Raw genomic sequence first — 20104 nt, forward strand, 5'->3', positions numbered from 1 at the left:
GTGGAACGAGCGACGGCGGCCGGAGACTGAGGTCTCCGGCCGCCGTCTTCGCTGGTCAGGTCACTGCTTGAGCATGTTGTCCAGCAGCAGGGCGCAGCGGATCAGCCCGAGGTGGCTGTAGGCCTGCGGGTGGTTGCCCAGCCCGCGCTCGGCCAGCGGGTCGTACTGCTCGGGGAGCAGGCCGGTCGGGCCGGCGGTGTCCACCATCTGGTTGAACAGTTCCTCGGCGTCGGTGCGCCGCCCGGTGCGCAGGTACGCCTCGATCAGCCACGCCGTGCAGATGTGGAAGCCGCCCTCGCGCCCCGGCAGGCCGTCGTCCCAGTGGTAGCGGTAGACGACCGGGCCGCTGCGCAGGTCCGCCTCGATCCGCAGCACCGTGGAGAGGAAGCGCGGGTCGTCGCCGGGGAGCAGGCCGGACAGCCCGATCCACAGCGACGAGGCGTCCATGTCCTCGTCCCCGTACGCCACGCTGTACGCCTCGACGGTCTCGTGCCAGCCGTACTCCAGCACGTTGGCGCCGATGCGGTCGCGCAGCTCCACCCACTCCGGCCGGTCCTCGCCGCCGTGCTGGCGCATCACGTGCAGCGCCCGGTCGACGGTCATCCAGCACATGACCTTGGAGAAGATGTGGTGCCGCGGCGGGAGGCGGGCCTCCCAGATGCCGTGGTCGGGCTCGTGCCAGCGGCGGCGGACCGCCTCGACCATGTTCTCCAGCACCCGCCACTCGTCCTCGCGGACCGAGCCCCGGGCGTCGGCCACGGCGGCGATCAGGTCCGCGATCGGGCCGAAGACGTCGAGCTGGAGCTGGTGGTTGGCGAGGTTGCCGACGCGGACCGGCCGGGAGCCGGCGTAGCCGGGCAGGGTGTCGATGACCGCCTCGGCGCCCAGCTCGTAGCCGTCCACCGTGTAGAGCGGGTGCAGCCGCTCCGGGTGCCCGCCGGTGCGCTCCACGCAGCCGTCGACCCAGCGCAGCAGCGCCTCGGCCTCCTCCGTCGAGCCCAGGTCGACCAGCGCCCGCGCGGTCATCGCCGCGTCGCGCAGCCAGCAGTAGCGGTAGTCCCAGTTGCGGACGCCGCCCAGCTCCTCGGGCAGCGAGGTGGTCGCGGCGGCGAGGATCGAGCCGGTGGCCTCGTGGCAGAGGCCCCGCAGGGTCAGCGCGCTGCGGACCACCAGCTCCCGCGCGGTGCTCGGCAGCCGGAGCGAGGCGACCCAGTCCTTCCACGGCTGCTCCGCCAGGGCCTGCCGCTCGTGGATCGGCAGCCGGTGGTGTTCCAGGCTGTGCGTGCCGAAGCGCAGCTCCAGCACGACCTGACCGCCGGCGGCGGCGAGGTCGACGACCGCCTTGGCCGTCTCGTAGCCGCCGTCGTTGCTGACCTGCCACTCGACCCCGGGGGAGTAGAGCGCGACCGGCTCGTTGGAGCCGAGCACCAGCAGGCCGTCACCGAGCGGCTGCAACTGCACCGCGACCTGGCCGAACTCGGGCCGGGGCGCGAACTCCAGCCGGGCCCGGCCGGAGCCGGTGAGCACCCGTACGAGGGTCGAGTCGCCGGTGATGACGGCCGGGCCGTCCGGGGTGGTCTCCCGGGCCGGCTTGTCCAGCCAGTCGGTGACGGTCAGGCCCGACCAGCGGGTCTCGACCGTCATCGTGCCCGAGCGGTAGCGCTGGCCGAGCGGGATGCCGCCGCGCTCCGGGGCGACGCTGAAGTGCCCCGCCGGACTGCCGCCGACCAGGTCGGCGAAGATCGCCGCCGAGTCGGGCTTGGGGTGGCAGAGCCAGGTGACCTTGGCCTCGGGGGTGAGCAGCGCCACGGTCCGCCCGTTGGCCAGCATCGAGTGCCGCTCGATCGGCACCGCCCGCTCGCCGAAGAGCCAGTGCCGGCGGGTCTCCAGCAGCAGGCCGAGGGTGCGGGCGGCCTCGATCGGGTCGGCGACCCGGTAGCCGGCGGCGGTGTCGCCGGGGCCGATCTTGATGCCCACGTCCGGCCCGTGCAGGTTGCCGAACGCGTTCTCGTCGGTGACGTCGTCGCCGATGAAGAGCACCGCGCTGGCGGAGAGCTGGGTGCGGAGCTGGTCGACGGCCGTGCCCTTGTGGGTGGCGACGACCGACAGCTCGATGACCTCCTTGCCCTGGGTGACCGTGACGCCGTCCCAGGTGGCGGGGCCGTTGCGGACCGCCTCGATGGCGGCCGCCGCGACCTGCGGGTCCACCCCGCGGGTGTGCACCGCGACGCTCGCCGGCTTGCGCTCGAGGCGGATGCCCGGATGGGCCGAGGCGATCTCGCGCAGGGCGTCGCGCAGCCGGGTGCGGACCGCGATCAGCTCGGGGGAGAGCCGCTCGACGAAGCCGATGTCGAACTCGGAGCCGTGGCTGCCGACGAGGTGGACCTCGCTGGGCAGCCGGGAGAGCGCGGCAAGGTCCCGCAGGGCCCGCCCGGAGACCACCGCCACGGTGGTCTGGGGCAGGGCGGCGAGGGCCCGGACGGCGGCCACCGACTCCGGCAGCGGCACGGCCTTGCTCGGGTCCTCCACGATCGGCGCCAGTGTGCCGTCGTAGTCGCAGGCGATCAGAAGCTGGGGCACCCGGGCGATCCGGCCGATGGCCGCGCGCAGCTCCGGGTCCATCGTGCCGGCCGCCGGGGTGACGATGTCGCTGGCGGCGTTCACGCGTCCTCCGCTTGAGGCACACCGAGCTCGGTGAGGAAAGACTTCGCCCAGTGTCCCACGTCGTGGGTGCGTAGATGGCGTTGCATTGTCCGCATTCTGCGGCGGGCCTCCGGCTTCTCGACATGCACGGCCCGCAGCAGGGCGTCCTTGACCGCGTCAGGGTCGTGCGGATTACAAAGGAACGCCTGACGCAGCTCGGTGGCGGCGCCGGCGAACTCGCTGAGCACGAGTGCACCGCCCTGGTCGGCGCGCGATGCGACGTACTCCTTGGCTACCAGGTTCATCCCGTCTCGCAGCGGCGTCACCATCATCACGTCGGCGGCGGCGTACATCGCGGCCAGCTCAGTGCGACTGTACGACTGATGCAGATAATGCACCGCCGGCACGCCGACCCTGCCGAATTCGCCGTTGATCCGACCGACCTCACGCTCCACCTTGACGCGGAGCGCCTGGTAGTGCTCGACGCGCTCGCGGCTGGGCGTGGCGACCTGCACCATGACCGCGTCCGGGACTGTCAACTTTCCGTCAGCGAGCAGCTCGCGGAATGCCTTGAGCCGCAGCTCGATGCCCTTGGTGTAGTCGAGCCGGTCGACGCCCAGGATGATCGTTCTCGGGTTGCCCAGCTCCTCGCGGATCTCCTTCGCGCGGGCCTGGATCGCCGGGTCGGCGGCCAGCCGCTCCATCTCCTTGGTGTCGATCGAGATGGGGAACGCGCCGGCCTTCACCTGGCGGCCGTCGACCTGGATCATCTGGCCCTCGTAGCGCAGCCCGAGCAGGTGCCGGGCCAGCCGGACGAAGTTCTGCGCGGCGAGCCGCTGCTGGAAGCCGACCAGGTCCGCGCCGAGCAGGCCGCGCAGGATCTCGGTGCGGAACGGCATCTGCATGAACAGCTCGATCGGCGGGAACGGGATGTGCAGGAAGAAACCGATCCGCAGGTCCGGCCGCAGCTCGCGGAGCATCGCCGGGACGAGCTGGAGCTGGTAGTCCTGCACCCAGACCGTCGCCCCCTCGGCCGCGACCTCCGCCGCGGCCTCCGCGAAGCGGGCGTTGACCAGGCGGTACGCCTCGCGCCAGCGGCGCTTGTAGGCGGGCGTCTCCACCGCGTCGTGGTAGAGCGGCCAGATCGTCGCGTTGGACTGGCCCTCGTAGTAGCGCTCCAGCTCCTCCGCGCTCAGCGGCACCGGGTGCAGCCGGATGCCCTCCAGGTCGAACGGCTCGGGGGCGGCGCCGGTGCCGCCGGCCCAGCCGACCCAGGTGCCCTGGTGCTCGGCGAGGACGGGGTGCAGCGCGGTCACCAACCCCCCGGGGCTGCGACGCCACTGCCGTCCCTCGGGTGTGCTCACCTCGTCGACGGGTAGCCGGTTCGCCACTACGACAAAGGAGCTGCGGACGGTCACGTTCGGCCACCTCCGGGTGCTGACGGGTCAACCGCGAATGAGCGTACTGAGCGTAGCTGCGGCTTCTGGGGCCCCGTGCCGGAGTCACCTACCCGTCCCACGATGGTCCAACCCCCGACGTGATCTTGTCGATACCCCTGCTCGGAAGCAGGGGTGGCGCGGCGCGCCCGCAGCGTCCGGGCGGGGTGATGTGGGCGCGGCGGCGCGTACCTGTCAGGATTGACGACGGCGTGCGTGCGGCCGGCCAGCGGCCGGCGGCGGCGGGCGGAAGTCGCAGCCCGGGCCCGCGCCCGCCGGCCCCCAGTCGCAACCTACGGAGGTAGCCCGCACCGTGGCCCAGTACATCTACGTCCTGGAAAAGGCGCGCAAGGCGCACGGCGACAAGGTCGTGCTCGACAACGTGACGCTGAGCTTCCTGCCGGGGGCCAAGATCGGTGTGGTCGGCCCGAACGGCGCCGGTAAGTCCAGCCTCCTCAAGATCATGGCAGGGCTGGACCGGCCGAGCAACGGCGACGCCCGGCTGATGCCCGGCTACACCGTCGGCCTGCTCGCCCAGGAGCCCCCGCTCAACGACGCCAAGACCGTGCTCGGCAACGTCGAGGAGGCGGTCGCCGAGACCAAGGCCAAGCTGGAGCGGTTCAACAAGATCGCCGAGCAGATGGCCACCGACTACTCCGACGAGCTGATGGAGGAGATGGGCCGGCTCCAGGAGGAGCTGGACCACGCCGACGCGTGGGACATCGACTCCAAGCTCGAACTGGCGATGGACGCGCTGCGCTGCCCGCCGCCGGACGCCGACGTGACCCAGCTCTCCGGGGGCGAGCGCCGCCGGGTGGCGCTGTGCAAGCTGCTGCTGGAGGCGCCCGACCTGCTGCTGCTCGACGAGCCCACCAACCACCTGGACGCGGAGAGCGTCTCCTGGCTGGAGCAGCACCTGGCCAAGTACGCCGGCACCGTCATGGCGATCACCCACGACCGGTACTTCCTCGACAACGTGGCCGGCTGGATCCTGGAGCTGGACCGCGGCCGGGCCGTCGGCTACGAGGGCAACTACTCCACCTACCTGGAGAAGAAGGCCGCCCGGCTGGCCGTCGAGGGCCGCCGCGACGCCAAGATGAAGAAGCGCCTCACCGAGGAGCTGGAGTGGGTCCGCTCCAACGCCAAGGCAAGGCAGACCAAGTCCAAGGCCCGCCTCGACCGCTACGAGGAGATGGCCACCGAGGCGGAGAAGACCCGGAAGCTGGACTTCGAGGAGATCCAGATCCCGCCGGGCCCGCGCCTGGGCAACACGGTGATCGAGGCGCACAACCTCACCAAGGCATTCGGCGACCGGGTGCTGATCGACAACCTGTCGTTCTCGCTGCCGCGCAACGGCATCGTCGGCATCATCGGCCCGAACGGTGTCGGCAAGACCACCCTGTTCAAGACCATCGTCGGGTTGGAGCAGCCGACCGACGGCTCCGTCCGGGTCGGCGAGACCGTCTCGCTGTCGTACGTCGACCAGAACCGGCAGGGCCTGGCCGGGGACAAGACGGTGTGGGAGGTCGTCTCCGACGGGCTGGACCACCTCATGGTGGGTAAGGTCGAGATGCCGTCGCGCGCCTACATCGCCGCGTTCGGCTTCAAGGGGCCGGACCAGCAGAAGCCGACCAAGGTGCTCTCCGGCGGCGAGCGCAACCGACTCAACCTCGCGCTGACGCTGAAGATCGGCGGCAACGTGATCCTGCTCGACGAGCCGACCAACGACCTGGACGTGGAGACCCTCTCCAGCCTGGAGAACGCGCTGCTGGAGTTCCCCGGCTGCGCCGTGGTCATCTCCCACGACCGGATGTTCCTCGACCGGGTCGCCACGCACATCCTGGCCTGGGAGGGCGACGACGAGAACCCGGCCAGGTGGTTCTGGTTCGAGGGCAACTTCGAGGCGTACGAGAAGAACAAGGTCGACCGGCTCGGCGCCGAGGCGGCCCGCCCGCACCGGGTGACCTACCGCAAGCTCACCCGCGACTGATCGTGGCGGACCGGTTCGTCTACCACTGCGCGCTGCGGTGGTCAGACCTGGACGCGTACGGCCACGTCAACAACTCGCGCTTCCTCACCCTCTACGAGGAGGCGCGGGTGGCGCTGATGTTCGCCGGCGGCCGGGCGTGGGGAGTGGGCTCGTTCGCCGACGGGGTCGTGATCCGTCGGCACGAGGTCGACTACCTGCGCCCGGTCGACTACGCCCTCGGCCGGGCCACCGCCGAGGCGGCCCCGGCCGTGCGCATCGAGCTGTGGGTGGAGGAGATCCGGGCCGCGTCCTTCACCGTCGCCTACGAGCTGTACGACGGCGACGTGCTGGCCAGCCGGGCCCGCTCGGTGCTGGTGCCGTTCGACCTGACCCGGCAGTCGCCGCGCCGGGTCACCCCGCAGGAGCGCGAGTTCCTGCTCTCGTACGCCCCGCAGGGCGGGCCGGCGTGACGGGACCCGGTGGGCCGGTCCGCGCCCCGGTCGGCGCGGCCGGCGGCGGGCACGGGATCGCGGACGTGGCCGACGCCGGGGCCTTCCTCGCCCGCCTGGTGCGACTGGACCGGGACGCGCCGGTGCGGCTGCGGCCGACCGGCGCGGCGGGCCGCACCGCCCTCTGGGGGCGTCTGCCGTGGGGGGTGCTGGCCGTCCGCACCGTGGCCGGCGAGGGCCCCGGCGACGTCACCGTCGCGGCCGGCGAGCTGCTGGCCGGGCTCGCGGCCGGCGGCGGGGCGCTGCCCCCGCGCCGGGACGAGCGGTGGCGCTGGCCGCTGCCGCCCGGGGCCGGGCGCCGGGTGGAGACGCTGCCGGCGGGGGAGCTGCGGCGGATCGCCACGGCGGCGGCGGGCACCCTGCGCGACGCCGCCGCGCACGGCGTGGCCGGCCGGGCGGTCGGGCAGCGTGCGCTGCGCGACGCGCTGCTCGACCACGTGCCCGTGGTGGTCACCCCGGACGACGCGCCCGGCGAGCCGGTCGAGGTGACCCAGCGGATGGTCCAGGGGTTGGTCCGGATGGGCTTCCTGGGTGCCGCCGAGGGGGAGGCCGGTGCGACCGGCACGGGCGACGTCCAGGTGCGCACGGTCGGCCGTTGGGTCGGACTTGTGGGACCTTACGGAGCGATCTGGTCGCAGAAGGCTACGGATCTTGCCGTAAGGCCACTCTGAGGTCATCCGTTCGGATGACCCGTGGTCATTCTTCTGTCCTGGGGCTGCCGTTGGGGGGGTGCTTCAACCCGGCTGTCCGGGTACCGTCCATCCTCGGATCCAACGCACCGTAGGCGACTGGATCCGCTGGGGAGTGAGGTGCGCGAACGATGCCGTGGTGGTCATGGCGCCCCGGTCCCGCCAACGGCGGCGGCGATCCGGAAAGTCGGAGCGGGATCACAGTGGAGGGCACCGTCCGGGTCGGACCACCGGCCCCCCGTCAGCCGGGCGACGACTGCCCGGCGGTCGAGCGGCCCGTGATGGCCGACATGCCGGCCACCGTCGCGCCGGTCACCCTGCGCCGCGTCTGCGATGCGCTCGACCTGCTCGACGTGCGCTACCTGGCCGACGGCGACGGGAACCTGCTGGCCATGTGGGAGCGGCACGCGGTGCTGGTCACCCTGGAGGGCCCCGAGGACGAGATCCTGGTGATGCGGGCCCGGCCGCACGCGACGGTGCCGCCCGACTGGGCCGACCGGGCCTACCGGGTGGTCAACGAGTGGAACCACACCCGCCGCTTCTGCAAGGCCTACATCGGCGACCCGACCGAGCGCGGTCAACTGCCGATCTACGCGGAGCTGCAGGTGCCGTTCAGCGCCGGGGCGCACGACGCGCTCCTGGTCGAGATGCTCGACTGTGGCGCGGCGGTGGCCACCAGCTTCGTGGACTGGCTGCACGACGAGGGCGCCCTGCTCTGAGCCGGCCGCCGCGCCCGTCGCGGTCAGGCCGGCCCGGCCGGGTCCTCCATCACGTTGACCATGAAGTACGCGGCCCGCTCCAGGTAGTCCCAGAGCGCGGCGGCGATCTCCGGCGGCAGGTCGAGACGGTCGACGGCGCGGCGCATGTGGAGCAGCCACGCGTCCCGCTCGGCGGCGCCGATGCGGTACGGCGCGTGGCGCATCCGCAGCCGGGGGTGCCCGCGCTGGTCGGAGTACGTGTGCGGGCCGCCCCAGTACTGCATGAGGAACAGGGCCAGCCGGTCCGCGGCAGGGCCCAGGTCCTCCTCGGGATACATGGGGCGCAGCAGCGCGTCGGTGGCGACGCCGGCGTAGAACTCGTCCACCAGCTTGCGGAAGGTGGGCTCGCCGCCTACCGCTTCGAAGAGGGTCATCGACGCGCCGGGACGGTCGGACTCACCTGCGGCATTCACCGTTCCATCCTGCCAGGTGCCGTTCGGGGCGCCGGGGGGTGGCCGCTGTGCGTCAGGTCACGGCGTGCCGTTGGCCCGTCTCGCCCGGCCGGCCGCCCACCGGGTCGCCGTCGAACCGCTCCGACGGGCCGTGCCGGTCGTCCCCGGCCGTCTTCGCGTCGACCGTGCCCCGCCCGGCGCTCGCGCCGGCCCGCGGGGCCGTTTCGCCCGCCTCGGCGGCGGTGATCGCCGCGTCGATCGTCGGGCGGCTCGGCCAGCGCAGGGCGGCGAGCGCCATCAGCAGGACGCCGACCGCGCTCCACACCCCGACGACGATCGGGATCGGGTAGCGCTCGGAGAGCAACCCGGTGACCAGGACGGCGAGGCCCTGGATCACCTGGACGCCGGTGGCCATCACCCCGAAGGCGCGGGCCCGGAAGCCGGCGGGCAGGGCCCGGACGAAGAGGCCGTTGGCCACCGGCAGCATCCCGGCGACCGCGAACCCGCAGGCCGCGGCGAGCAGCGCCACCACCAGCGGCGGCGGATCGAACAGGGCGGGCACCAGGGCCAGCGGGGAGAGCACCGCCAGGGGCCGCATCAGGCTCAGCCGCCGGTCCGGCCCGAACGCCCGGCTGACGACCAGGCCGCCGACGATGAAGCCCACGGGGCTGGCCGCCATGATGACTGCCTGGGCGGCGCCGGCGTCCAGGCCGCCGGCGTGCTCGCTGGCCCAGGCGGCGGCCAGGCCCTCCGGCACCACCGAGAAGAGCATGGCGGTGAAGACGAGGACGGCGATGGCCCGCAGCACCGGGGTGCCGAACACGATCTGGAAGCCCTGCGCGGTCTCCCGCAGCAGGTGACTGCGGTGTGCGGCGGTCATCGCCGGCGGCCGGTCCGCCACGCCGAAGCGGACCAGCGCGGCCGACAGGGCGAACGTCGCGGCGTTCACCAGGAGCGCGACGGTCGGGTTGACGGCGGCGATGGCGGCGCCCGCGAGGTAGCCGACGACCTGGGCGGCCTGGCCGACGCTGCTGTTGATCGACAGCCCGACCACCAGCCGGTCGCCGGTGAGGATCAGCGGGATCAGCGCGGACTTGGCAGCCTGGCTGGGTGGATTGGCCAGGGTGGTGGCGAAGAGCAGGGCCAGGATCAGCTCGACGGGCATGTCGGGGATGGCGATGCCCACCATCAGCACCATCCGGACGAGGTCGCAGACCACCATGACCTGCCGGTAACGGTGCCGCTCCGCGAGCGTGGCGAGCAGGGGGCCGCCGATCAGCCAGGGCAGGTAGCTCACCGCGAACGCGGCTGCGGAGAGCGCGACCGACCGGGTCTCCTCGTAGACCAGCAGGGTGACCGCGGCCTTGGCGATGTAGTCGCCGATCCAGGAGAGAGCGCTCGCCGTGAAGACGGCGCGGTATTCGCGATTGGCGAACACCTCACGGAAGGTTGCCGGGCCTTCCGGGGATGGTCGCTCGTCGGGCACCGTCGCCTCCATCGTTCCCCTGGGCGGGCCACTCGTGATGGACGGGCCCGGGAACCGTCGTCAGATCCACGGATCAGCGAGGACGTGATCACGCTCCGGGGGGAGCGCGTGCACCGGATTCTGCCCGATCGTCTGACAACTGGCTAGGGCGAACGGATTGATCGTCGCATCTCCGACTGAACGAACGGACGATACCCGAGGGGCCGCACGGACCGCGACCCCCGCCGATGCCGTCCCGGCCCGCCCCGGTCGGTCCGCTCGCCCGGTCGGCGGCTCAGGTCGCGCCGCCCTGCCCCGTCTCGCCGGGCGCGCGGGCCGGCATGCCGTAGAGCCGGGCGGCCGCGATCTTCGCGGTGATGCCGGAGTTCTCCAGCGCCTCGGCCAGCCGGCGACGCAGCTCCCGGCCGACCGCGAACTGCCCGTCGGCCGTCGTCTTGACCACCGTACGGATCACCGCGCCCTCGACCGTCATCTGCTCGACGCCCAGCACCTCGGGCGGCTCGACGATCTCCGGTGCCAGCTCGGGGTCGACCGCCACGGAGGCCGCCGCGGTCCGCAGCACCGCCGTCGCCTCCTCCGTGCCGGCGAAGCCGATCGGCAGGTCGACCACGACCAGGGCCCAGCCCTGGCTCTTGTTACCCACCCGGACGATCTCGCCGTTGCGGATGTACCAGAGCACGCCCCGCCCGTCGCGGACGGTGGTGACCCGCAGCCCCACCGACTCCACCACGCCGGTCGCCTCGCCGAGGTCCACCGTGTCACCCACGCCGTACTGGTCCTCGATCAGCATGAACAGGCCGGCGATCAGGTCCTTGACCAGGCTCTGCGCGCCGAAGCCGAGCGCCACGCCCGCGATGCCGGCGCTGGCCAGCAGCGGGGCCAGGTCGAAGCTGAACTCCTTGAGCACCATCAGCACCGCGATGCCGAAGATGAACGCGGTGCTGAGGCTGCGCAGCACGGAGCCGATCGCCTCGGCCCGCTGGCGGCGCCGCTCCGGGACGAACTCGCCCGGCTCCGCCGCGGCGGTGGGGATCCGCTCCCGCAGTGGCCGCAGCATGGTCGGCACGCCCGCGTCGCTGGTGGTGCGCACCAGCCGGCGGATCGTCCGGTGCACCAGCCACCGCGCGGCGACCGCCAGCAGCAGGATCATCACGATCCGCAGCGGCTTGAGCAGGATCCAGTAGCTGCCCTCGGCGAACCACACCGAGTGGGTCACGTCGTAGACGGTCCGGCAGAGGGCGTCGTCCAGGCAGGTCGGCGACGGGTCCGGCTGCGGCGCCTCGACGGCGGGCAGGGCGAGCGGCGGCAGGCTGGCAGCGGTCACGCTGTCTTCGTACCGCACCCGCAGGGCTCCCCTCCCGCCGACCCTCCGGGCCGTGACGCGGGCCCGCCGGGGCGTGGGGGTCGCGACCGGCGGTACGGGGGCGAACCGGTCATCGTGACAGACGCCGGGAACGCTTCCGGAGGGACCCAGGATTAGTGCGTGCGATCCCTGAGAACGGAGAGCAGCGCGGCCTTGACCTGCCGAAACGCTCAGAGAAGATCATCCGGCACGGGCATGTCAGGCCGCCTGGCGAGACTGCTCAGATGGCGGGCACCGGTAGCCGCGCGTACCGTCTGAGACGGTGCCCGAAGCGCCACGTCGAGGCCGGCATTGCCGCAACCGAGCTTGTCCTCTTCGGCGCTGGATCGATGGTGGCAACCTCATCCAGCCCTTCCACCGCCCTTCGCTGGGCGAGGACCGAGTCTCCGATGGGCGCTACCAGTGGTCGCGACGCGCTGCGATGCGACTATCACGACGTGCCTCCAGGCACTCGACACGTCATCCTGAGCGGCGAAGCCGACTTAGCCTCCGCCGAGCAACTCAGGCACGACCTGATACGACTGCTGGCTTCCTCCGAGGTAAGCCGTCTCGCTCTCGACCTGACAGCGCTGCGGCACCTCGATTGCGCTGCACTCGCCGCACTGCTGTCATTCAGAAAAATCGCTCTGGCGCGCGGTCAGCAGTTGGTCATCACTGCCGCCGACGGCGCGCCAGCGCGTGTCCTCGTCATCAGCGGAGTCGGCAGGCTCTTCTGCTACCCGCCCATCACGACACAGGTTCGTCAAGCGCCCGCAGTGATCGCTCCCGAGAGCTAGAGCGGCAGCTCAGGGAGAGTAGTGGTTCGAAGATCATCGGGCGCAGATCCGGCACGACCGAGGCCGACGACTACTGTCGAAAACTGTCAGGCAAACGCAAGGTTCGCCCAGGCCAGGACAGCGATCCGTCCGGATGCGGTTGATCCTCATACCAGTTGAGGGATTAGTACGTGCAATCCGGGGGCCGATCAGGGACGATGGGCGCACGGACGTCGGTGATCCGGCCGGCGTCGGCCGTGGTGGGTCGCTGTGCCCGTTCCCGGTCGGCGGTGGCGAGCAGGAGCCGCTGAACCGGGAGGGTGAACGCGATGCCTGACATACGACCCACGGTGGGCTCCGGTGCGCTGGTCCTCAATGCCACCTACGAGCCGCTGTGTGTCGTGTCCGTGCGTCGCGCCGCCATCCTCGTGCTCTCCGCCAAGGCGGTCTGTGTCGCCGACGGCGACGGCGTCCTGCACAGCGCCCGCAACGCGCTGCCGGTGCCGTCGGTCGTCCGGCTCACCCGCTTCGTGCGGGTGCCCTACCGCACCCACGTCGGGCTCTCGCGGCGGGCGATCTTCGCCCGCGACGGCTGGCGCTGCGCCTACTGCCGGGGGCCCGCCGAGACCATCGACCACGTCTTCCCGCGCAGCCGGGGCGGTCGGCACGCGTGGGAGAACGTCGTCGCGGCCTGCGCCCGGTGCAACCACACCAAGGGCGACAAGACCCCGGCCGAGCTGGGCTGGCGGCTGCATGCCCTGCCGGCCGCCCCGAAGGGGACGGCCTGGCGGGTGCTCGGGCACCGGGCCCCGGACCCGCGCTGGGCCGACTGGCTCGACCTGCGCGAGCCCGAGGCCGCCTGATCCCGCCGCGCCGAGCCGCCCGACCCGCGTGAGCGCCGGGCCGCCGCGCTGCCCGTGCGTCACGTGCCGCGGGCCCGGACCAGGGACGCGAAGACCACCACGTTGTCGGCGTAGCCGGTCTCCCCGCCCACCCAGCGCCCGCCGCAGGTGATCAGGCGCAGCCGGGGGCGACTGAAGTCGCCGAAGACCTCGTCGGCGGGCAACCGCTCCTTGTCGAAGCGTTCGACCGAGTCCACCTCGAAGACCGCCACCGAGCGGTCCTCGCGGGTCACCTCGATGCGGTCGCCCTCCCGCAGGTCCCGCAGCTCGTGGAAGACCGCCGGCCCGGTGCTGGTGTCGACGTGCCCGACGATCACGGCGGGGCCGTACTGCCCGGGCGTCGGCCCCTGGTCGTACCAGCCGGCCTCCTGGGCGCGGGCGGCGTCCGGCACCGCGATGCTGCCGTCCGGGGCGACGCCGACGTTGTGTACGGGCGCCTGGACGTCGATCGGTTCGATGGTGATGTCGACGGGGCGGCTGGCGGGCAGCACCGGGAACTTCTTCGGCGGCGGCCGCAGCCCCGCGATGAACCGGTCCGGCAGCACGCTCACCCCGGCGACCCGCTCCACCGCGAACATGGTGACGATCAGCACCATCAGCGTCCCGATCACGAGGACCGGGAGTCCGGGGCTCCGGCCCGGCGCCAGCCGGCGGCGGCCGGCGGGAACCCAGCGGTGTCGGGGTCGGGCGGGCAGCGGCCCGGCCGCCGGGTCGGTGGTGGCGACGCTGGCCGACACCGCCTCCCCGGCCACCCGGCGCAGCCGGCGGGTGGCGGCGACCGCCGCCCGGCGGGACGTCTGCAGCGCCCGCCGGGTGGTCGCCCGGACCCGGCCCGGATCGGATCGCCTGGTGCGCCTGTCGAAGCCGGCCATGGCGACGGCGGGTCAGGAACCGGTCCCGGTCCGACGACGGTTGCCGAAGAATCCGAAGCCGACGGCCAGGGCCACCGCGGCGAGGCCGCCCACCAGCAGCAGCGAGCCGGTGCCCGTACCGCCGGCGGTGCCGCCGCCCCCGGTCGCCGGCCCCTTGGTGGGCTGCTCCATGTTCAGCACGGTGAGCGTCGTCGTCGCGGTCTTGCCGTTGTCGCAGCGCAGGTCGACCGGGTAGTCCCCGGGCTCCTTGCTGCCCGGGACGGTGACCTGGCCGGTCAGGAAGCCGTTGTCCGGCCGGAGCACCACCCGCCCGAACGCGTCCGAGTGCACGGTCGCCTGGCGGTTGTTGGCGTTGTCGCAACTGGCCCGGATGCTGACCCGGGTGCCGGCCTGTGCGCTGTTGGGCACCACCTCGACGAAGGCGTTCTCCCCGGCCCGCGCGGGCGCGACGGTCATCAGGACGAATGCCCCGACCAGCCCCAACACGGACAGGGTGCTGGCAAGGGCACGTGTGAACGCTGTGAGCACCGGCATGATCCCCCCTTCCGGTGACGATCACCGGAATCCTCCCCGGGCAACAGCGCCTGCTTTCCCGCTGGCCCGGGGGCAAACCCGGATCGCGGTCAGCGCTGGCGGGGGGAGGAGGGCAGCGGGGTGACGGGGTGCCAGTCCAGCGGGGTGGACAGGACCATCGTGCTGGACGGCTGGCCGTACGGGGCGAGCCGGTCGATGACGGCCTCGAACTCCCCGATCGACCCGGCCGCCACCTTCAGCATGCTGCACGCGTCGCCCGTGATGCGGTGGATCTCCAGGATCTCCGGCCAGCCCGCCACGTCGGGGTCGTGCAGGATGCACCGCGACCCGTAGCAGGACATCCGGATCAGCGCGACCACCGTGCGGCCGGCCCGGGTCAGGTCGACGTGGGCGTGGTAGCCGGTGATGATCCCGGCCTCCTCCAGCCGGCGCACCCGCTCGGCGACGGCCGGCGGCGACAGGTGCACCCGCCGGGACAACTCGCTGAAGGAGAGGCGCGCGTCGGCCTGCAGTTCCCGCAGCAGCGCCCAGTCCATGTCGTCCATGAGACGACCTTACGTTCTCGAAGCCGAATCGCGCTCGCACCTTTCGCGCCGCAGGTCGGGCGGTGGTAGCGCCGTTGATCCGGCATTCCATCAGCCCGTTCCGCCGCGGGATCATGTCGGTCACCCGGCTCGGCCGACGGCCGCGCACCCGAGTGAGCAGAGGAGGACCGGTGGAGCAGACGGACCTGCGGGCGCCCACCCGGGCGGCGGTGCGCCCGGTCACCCCGCGGCAGCGCGCCGCCCGGGCGGCCCGCAACGGCGGCGAGCCGACCCTGGAGTTCGCCGAGCGGGTGCCGTACGACGCGTACGTGCAGGCCAGCACGCTGCACCGGTTGCAGCGACCACTGAGCGACGACCCCGGCGAGATGTCCTTCCTCATGGTCAGCCAGATCATGGAGCTGTACTTCGGGCTGACCTGCCACGAGCTGCGCGAGACCCAGCGGCTGCTGCGCGCCGACCGGGTGTGGGACGCGTTGGCCCCGCTGCGACGGGCCGCGCTGCACCTGGAGGCGCTGAACGCCGCCTGGAAGGGGCTGCGCTGGATGACCCCGGCCGACTTCAACCGGTTCCGCAACCTGCTGGGCGAGGGCTCCGGCTTCCAGTCGGCGATGTACCGGCACCTGGAGTTCCTGCTGGGGCTCCGCGACGAGACGCTGATCCGGCCCTTCCGTCGCCAGGCCGACGTGTACGCCGAGCTGCGGGCGACCCTGGCCGCGCCGAGCCTCTGGGACGACGTGCTCGCGCTGCTCGCCCGGCACGGCCACGACCTCCCGGCCGACCTGCTCGACCGGGACGTCGCCGTCGAGCACGAGCCGCACGCCGCGGTCGAGGCGGCCTGGGTGCGGATCTACGCCGACGCCGGGGCGGACAACCACCTCCGGCTGCTCGGCGAGGCGCTGACCGAGGTCGCCGAGCAGTTCGGCGACTGGCGGCAGCACCACGTCAAGGCCGTGCAGCGCACAATGGGCGCCAAGGTCGGCAGCGGCGGCTCCGCCGGACTGGCGTGGTTGCAGCGCAGCATGGCCCGGGTGGTCTTCCCCGAGCTGTGGTCGGCCCGGACCGCGATGTGACCGGAGAGCGAGACACCCCGATGAACACCCCCGCACCGCAGTCGTGGCGGTCGGCCGCCGGCGAGGCCGAGGCCCGCCGCCGCGACGACGCCGACCCCGGGCACCGTCACCTGTTCCACGTGCCGCCGGCCGACGGCGGCCGCTACCCCGAGGCCGCGTACCTGGCCGGCAACTCCCTCGGCCTGCAACCGCGGGCCACCCGCGGCGAACTCCTCGCCGACCTGGACGCGTGGAGCCGGCTCGGCGTCGAGGGCCACCTGGAGGCGGAGCGCCCCTGGCTGCCGTACCACGAGCTGCTGACGGCGCCCGCCGCGCGACTGGTCGGCGCCGCTCCGGCGGAGGTCGTGGTGATGAACTCCCTGACGGTCAACCTGCACCTGCTGATGGTCAGCTTCTACCGGCCGGCCGGGGCGCGGACCCGGATTGTCATCGAGGACAGCGCCTTCCCCTCGGACAGCTACGCGGTGCGCAGCCAGGCCCGCTTCCACGGCCTCGACCCGGACGCCACCGTCGTCCGGCTGCGCCCGCGCGACGGCGAGGACACCCTGCGCACCGAGGACGTGACCGACTACCTGGCCGCCGAGGGCGACCGGGTGGCGCTGGTGCTGCTCGGCGGGGTCAACTACCTCACCGGCGAGCTGATGGACATCCCGACGATCACGGCCGCCGGCCGCGCGGCGGGGGCCGTGGTCGGCTGGGACCTGGCGCACGCCGCCGGCAACGTCCCGCTGGCCCTGCACGACTGGGACGTCGACTTCGCCGCCTGGTGCTCCTACAAGTACCTCAACTCCGGGCCGGGCGCCCTGGCCGGGGTGTTCGTGCACGAGCGGCACCTCGGCAACCCCGACCTGCCCCGCTTCGAGGGCTGGTGGAGCACCGACGCGGCGACCCGGTTCGAGATGACCCCGGTCTCCCGGCCGCCGGCCACGGTGGAGGCCTGGCAGGTGTCCAACCCGCCGATCTTCGCGATGGGCCCGGTGCGGACGTCGCTGGAGCTGTTCGACTCCGTCGGCATGCCGGCGCTGCGCGAGCGCAGCCTCCGCCTCACCGGCTACCTGGCGGGGCTGCTCGACGAGGTGACCGCGGACCGCCCGCTGACCGTGGTGACCCCGCGCGACCCCGCGCGGCGGGGCTGCCAGCTCTCGGTGCGCATCGGCACGGGCAGCGCCGCCGGGCTGGCCAAGCGCCTGCGGCACGAGCACGGCGTGATCGCCGACGCCCGGGAGCCGGACATCGTCCGGTTCGCCCCGGTGCCGCTCTACTCCACGTACCTCGACTGCTGGCGGGTCGCCGACGCGCTGGCCGCCACCGTGGAGGTGACCTCATGACCGCAGAGCGCGACGAGGTCGCGGTGGTCGGCGCCGGCCTGGCCGGCTGCCTGCTGGCCTGCTTCCTGGCCCGCCGCGGCTACCGGGTGGCGCTCTACGAGCGGCGGCCCGACCCGCGTACCGGCACCGTCGAGCGGGGACGCTCGATCAACCTGGCGCTCTCCGAGCGGGGCCTGGACGCGCTGCGCCGCATCGGCCTCGACGGGCAGGTGCTGGCGGACGCGCTGCCGATGCGCGGCCGGATGATCCACCCGGTCGCCGGCGAGCCGCAGTTCCAGTCGTACAGCGCCTCCGGCGACCGGGCGATCAACTCGATCAGCCGGGGCGCGCTGAACAACGCCCTGCTGGACGCGGCCGCGGCCCTGCCCGGGGTGCGGATCGCCTTCGACCACCGGCTGGTCGGCCTCGACCCGGCCACCGCCGAGATGACCTTCGAGACCCCGACGGGCAAGGTCGCGGCCACCGCGTCGGTCGTCCTCGGCGCCGACGGCGCCGGCTCGGCGGTGCGCGGGCAGCTGCTGGCGTACGGGCTGCTGACCGAGAGCCTGGACTTCCTCGACTACGGCTACAAGGAGCTGACGATCCCGCCGCTGGGCGGGGACTTCGCCCTCGACCCGGACGCGCTGCACATCTGGCCGCGCGGCACCTCGATGATGATCGCGCTGCCGAACCCGGACCGCTCCTTCACCTGCACCCTCTTCTGGCCCACCCACGGCACCGCCAGCTTCGCCTCGCTCGGCAGCCCGGCGGCGATCGAGCGGCACTTCGCCGAGCACTACCCGGACCTGCCGCCGCTCGCCCCGAACCTGGTGGACGACTACCAGCACAACCCGGTGGGCGTGCTCGGCACCGTCCGCTGCACCCCGTGGCAGGCGTACGGACGGGTCGGCCTGCTCGGCGACGCCGCGCACGCCATCGTCCCGTTCTACGGCCAGGGCGCGAACTGCGCCTTCGAGGACGTGGTCGAGCTGGACCGCTGCCTGGACGAGTGCGCCGACGACTGGTCGGCGGCGCTGCCGCTGTTCCAGGAGCGCCGGCAGGCCAACGCCGAGGCGATCGCCCAGATGGCGCTGGCCAACTTCGTGGAGATGCGCGACAAGGTGGCCTCGCCGCTGTTCCAGGCCGGCCGGAAGGTCGAGCACGCGCTGGAACGGGCGCTGCCGGGCCGGTACGTTTCCCGGTACGAGCTGGTGTCCTTCTCGACCACCCCGTACGCCGAGGTGGTGCGGCGCGTCCGCCGACAGCACCGGCTGCTCGGCGCGGTGGCCGCCGGCGCGGCGGCGCTGCTGGCCGGCGCGGTCGGCGTGGCGATCAACCGAGGGAGGCGTCGATGACCGTCACCTGGGATCCCCGGCTGATGGCCGGGCGGGCGCCCGACGGCCCGGCCCTGCTGCGCAACTTCGTCGGCGGCGAGTTCGTCGAGGGCGGGCGGCGGTTCACCAAGCGCAGCCCGGTCACCGGCGAGCCGGTGTTCGAGGTCGCGGAGGCCGACCGGGCGTGCGTGGACGACGCGGTCGCCGCCGCGCGGGCGGCGCTGCGCGGGCCGTGGGGCCGGATGGGGGAACGGGAGCGCGCCGAGGTGCTCCGCCGGGTCGCCGACGAACTGGAGCGCCGCTTCGACGACCTGGTCACCGCCGAGGTCGCCGACACCGGCAAGGCCATCTCGCAGGCCCGCACCCTGGACATCCCGCGCGGGGCGGCGAACTTCCGCGCCTTCGCCGAGATCGTGGCGACCGCGCCGACCGAGTCCTTCACCACGGTCACCCCCACCGGCGGCCGGGCGCTGAACTACGCGGTCCGCAAGCCGGTCGGCGTGGTCGCGGTGATCGTGCCGTGGAACCTGCCGCTGCTGCTGCTCACCTGGAAGGTCGCCCCCGCCCTGGCCTGCGGCAACGCCGTGGTGGTGAAGCCCAGCGAGGAGACGCCGGCCTCGGCGACCCTGCTCGCCGAGGTGATGGCCGCCGCCGGGGTGCCGGACGGGGTGTTCAACCTCGTGCACGGCTTCGGCCCGGACTCGGCGGGCGAGTTCCTCACCCGCCACCCGGGGGTCGACGCGATCACCTTCACCGGCGAGTCGGCCACCGGCAGCGCCATCATGCGCGCCGCCGCCGACGGCGTGAAGGCCGTCTCCTTCGAGTTGGGCGGCAAGAACGCCGGGCTGGTCTTCGCCGACGCCGACCTCGACGCGGCGGTGGCCGGTTCGGTGCGCTCCAGCTTCACCAACGGCGGGCAGGTCTGCCTCTGCACCGAGCGGATCTACGTGCAGCGCCCGGTGTTCGAGGAGTTCACCGCCCGGCTGGCGAAGCGGGCCGGCGAGCTGCCGTACGGCTGGCCGGCCGACGAGGCCACGGTGAACATGCCGCTGATCTCGCACCAGCACCGCGCCAAGGTGCTCGGCCACTACGACCTGGCCCGCGCGGAGGGTGCCGAGGTGCTCGCCGGGGGCGGCGCGCCGGCCTTCGGCGACGCCCGCGACGGCGGCGCGTACGTGCAGCCGACGGTGCTGACCGGGCTGGGCCCGGACGCCCGCACCAACACCGAGGAGATCTTCGGCCCGGTGGTGCACGTCGCCCCGTTCGACACCGAGGACGAGGCGTACGCGCTGGCCAACGGCACCGAGTACGGTCTGGCGGCGACGGTGTGGACGCGGGACGTCGGGCGGGCGCACCGGGCCGGCGCCCGGCTCGACGCCGGCATCGTCTGGGTGAACACCTGGTTCCTGCGCGACCTGCGCACTCCCTTCGGCGGGGTGAAGGCGTCGGGGATCGGCCGCGAGGGCGGCGTGCACTCCCTCGACTTCTATTCCGAACTCACGAACGTCTGCGTGGACCTGACATGAGCGAGCGGATCATC

18 protein-coding genes are annotated in these 20104 nt (G+C 73.0%); 10 read left to right on the plus strand and 8 right to left on the minus strand.

Annotated elements, in window-relative coordinates; translation table 11 throughout:
- Positions 1-60: 60 nt before the first annotated feature.
- Positions 61-2622, minus strand: a complete 2562-nt coding sequence (gene otsB, locus ACGF7U_RS24970) for a trehalose-phosphatase (RefSeq protein WP_393110605.1) — start codon at positions 2620-2622, stop codon at positions 61-63.
- A gap of 38 nt (positions 2623-2660) precedes the next feature.
- Positions 2661-4061, minus strand: coding sequence for a trehalose-6-phosphate synthase (locus tag ACGF7U_RS24975; RefSeq protein ID WP_393110494.1), 1401 nt, complete (start codon positions 4059-4061; stop codon positions 2661-2663).
- 331 nt (positions 4062-4392) lie between these two features.
- Between ACGF7U_RS24975 and ettA the strand changes: the two genes are divergently transcribed.
- From ettA to ACGF7U_RS24995, 4 genes are all read left to right on the plus strand, one after another.
- Positions 4393-6069, plus strand: coding sequence for an energy-dependent translational throttle protein EttA (ettA, locus tag ACGF7U_RS24980; protein WP_393110496.1), 1677 nt, complete (start codon positions 4393-4395; stop codon positions 6067-6069).
- A 2-nt stretch (positions 6070-6071) separates the two neighbouring features.
- On the plus strand, positions 6072-6518 hold the full coding sequence (locus ACGF7U_RS24985) for an acyl-CoA thioesterase (RefSeq protein WP_393110498.1): 447 nt from the start codon (positions 6072-6074) through the stop codon (positions 6516-6518).
- Positions 6515-7228 (plus strand): hypothetical protein, encoded by a 714-nt coding sequence (locus tag ACGF7U_RS24990; protein ID WP_393110500.1) that lies wholly within the window; start codon positions 6515-6517, stop codon positions 7226-7228. Before ACGF7U_RS24985 ends, ACGF7U_RS24990 begins: the two co-directional genes overlap by 4 nt.
- Positions 7229-7377: 149 nt before the next feature.
- Entirely contained in the window at positions 7378-7965 is a 588-nt protein-coding gene (locus tag ACGF7U_RS24995) for a YbjN domain-containing protein (RefSeq protein ID WP_393110502.1), read from the plus strand.
- A 23-nt stretch (positions 7966-7988) separates the two neighbouring features.
- Here the strand turns inward: ACGF7U_RS24995 and ACGF7U_RS25000 are convergent, their stop codons facing one another.
- The 3 genes from ACGF7U_RS25000 to ACGF7U_RS25010 all read right to left on the minus strand — a co-directional run bounded on the left by ACGF7U_RS25000 (position 7989) and on the right by ACGF7U_RS25010 (position 11206).
- Positions 7989-8417, minus strand: a complete 429-nt coding sequence (locus ACGF7U_RS25000) for a globin (RefSeq protein WP_393110504.1) — start codon at positions 8415-8417, stop codon at positions 7989-7991.
- Positions 8418-8469: 52 nt separating this feature from the next.
- Positions 8470-9894: an MFS transporter gene (locus ACGF7U_RS25005; RefSeq protein ID WP_393110506.1), complete on the minus strand. Its 1425-nt coding sequence runs from the start codon at positions 9892-9894 to the stop codon at positions 8470-8472.
- A 262-nt stretch (positions 9895-10156) separates the two neighbouring features.
- The gene (locus ACGF7U_RS25010) at positions 10157-11206 is read right to left on the minus strand and encodes a mechanosensitive ion channel family protein (protein WP_393110508.1); all 1050 of its coding nucleotides are present in this window, start codon (positions 11204-11206) and stop codon (positions 10157-10159) included.
- Positions 11207-11361: 155 nt separating this feature from the next.
- Between ACGF7U_RS25010 and ACGF7U_RS25015 the strand changes: the two genes are divergently transcribed.
- Positions 11362-12021 carry an STAS domain-containing protein gene (locus ACGF7U_RS25015; protein WP_393110510.1) on the plus strand — a complete coding sequence of 220 codons (660 nt, stop codon included), beginning with the start codon at positions 11362-11364 and terminating at the stop codon, positions 12019-12021.
- Between the two features lie 308 nt (positions 12022-12329).
- Positions 12330-12863 (plus strand): HNH endonuclease, encoded by a 534-nt coding sequence (locus tag ACGF7U_RS25020; RefSeq protein WP_357462945.1) that lies wholly within the window; start codon positions 12330-12332, stop codon positions 12861-12863.
- Positions 12864-12922: 59 nt separating this feature from the next.
- On the opposite strand, the gene ACGF7U_RS25025 is transcribed toward ACGF7U_RS25020, so the two are convergent.
- The 3 genes from ACGF7U_RS25025 to ACGF7U_RS25035 all read right to left on the minus strand — a co-directional run bounded on the left by ACGF7U_RS25025 (position 12923) and on the right by ACGF7U_RS25035 (position 14853).
- On the minus strand, positions 12923-13774 hold the full coding sequence (locus ACGF7U_RS25025; protein WP_393110512.1) for a class F sortase: 852 nt from the start codon (positions 13772-13774) through the stop codon (positions 12923-12925).
- A 12-nt stretch (positions 13775-13786) separates the two neighbouring features.
- Positions 13787-14260, minus strand: coding sequence for a hypothetical protein (locus ACGF7U_RS25030; protein ID WP_393110607.1), 474 nt, complete (start codon positions 14258-14260; stop codon positions 13787-13789).
- 137 nt (positions 14261-14397) lie between these two features.
- Positions 14398-14853 carry an Lrp/AsnC family transcriptional regulator gene (locus ACGF7U_RS25035; RefSeq protein WP_393110514.1) on the minus strand — a complete coding sequence of 152 codons (456 nt, stop codon included), beginning with the start codon at positions 14851-14853 and terminating at the stop codon, positions 14398-14400.
- A gap of 170 nt (positions 14854-15023) precedes the next feature.
- Here ACGF7U_RS25035 and ACGF7U_RS25040 point away from each other — a divergent pair, with 170 nt between their 5' ends.
- From ACGF7U_RS25040 to ACGF7U_RS25055, 4 genes are read left to right on the plus strand one after another with little or no spacing between them, the layout of a single operon-like run.
- Positions 15024-15923, plus strand: coding sequence for a tryptophan 2,3-dioxygenase (locus tag ACGF7U_RS25040; protein ID WP_393110516.1), 900 nt, complete (start codon positions 15024-15026; stop codon positions 15921-15923).
- A gap of 20 nt (positions 15924-15943) precedes the next feature.
- The gene (kynU, locus tag ACGF7U_RS25045; protein ID WP_393110518.1) at positions 15944-17251 is read left to right on the plus strand and encodes a kynureninase; all 1308 of its coding nucleotides are present in this window, start codon (positions 15944-15946) and stop codon (positions 17249-17251) included.
- Positions 17248-18585 (plus strand): FAD-dependent oxidoreductase, encoded by a 1338-nt coding sequence (locus ACGF7U_RS25050; RefSeq protein WP_393110520.1) that lies wholly within the window; start codon positions 17248-17250, stop codon positions 18583-18585. Before kynU ends, ACGF7U_RS25050 begins: the two co-directional genes overlap by 4 nt.
- Positions 18586-18608: 23 nt before the next feature.
- Positions 18609-20090, plus strand: a complete 1482-nt coding sequence (locus ACGF7U_RS25055) for a 2-hydroxymuconic semialdehyde dehydrogenase (protein ID WP_393110609.1) — start codon at positions 18609-18611, stop codon at positions 20088-20090.
- The last annotated feature ends 14 nt before the right edge of the window (positions 20091-20104 follow it).

It is taken from the genome of Micromonospora sp. NPDC047670 (genome assembly GCF_043204915.1).
GTDB lineage: Bacteria > Actinomycetota > Actinomycetes > Mycobacteriales > Micromonosporaceae > Micromonospora.